Raw genomic sequence first — 290 nt, 5'->3', positions numbered from 1 at the left:
GCACCTTGTCCGGCACGCCCACGGCGGCGGGGCCGTATAACTTCACCATCACTGCCACCGATAGCAGCACTGGTAGTGGACCCTATACGGGGTCGCGCGCCTATTCCGTCACTGTGGCGAACGTTGCGCCCATTGCCGGCGATGTCAGTGCCACGGTGGCTTATGGCAGCGGTGCCACCGTGATACCACTGAGTTTGAGCGGCGGCGTGCCGACGTCGGTGGCCCTGGCATCCGCCGCCAGCCATGGCACGGCGATGGTCAGCGGCACCAGCATCAGCTACACGCCGACG

At 66.2% G+C, this 290-nt stretch carries 1 protein-coding gene (cut by a window edge); it reads left to right on the top strand.

From position 1 onward, the window contains the following. Positions 1-290, top strand: part of the annotated coding region (locus K0F85_RS29190) for a putative Ig domain-containing protein (RefSeq protein WP_374198633.1) (this coding region is incomplete at its 5' end). 21 nt of the annotated region lie beyond the right edge of the window; 290 of its 311 annotated nt are in view.

This window comes from Janthinobacterium sp. UMAB-56 (assembly GCF_900095265.1).
GTDB lineage: Bacteria > Pseudomonadota > Gammaproteobacteria > Burkholderiales > Burkholderiaceae_D > Janthinobacterium.
This window is presented reverse-complemented; position numbering and strand designations above follow the sequence as displayed.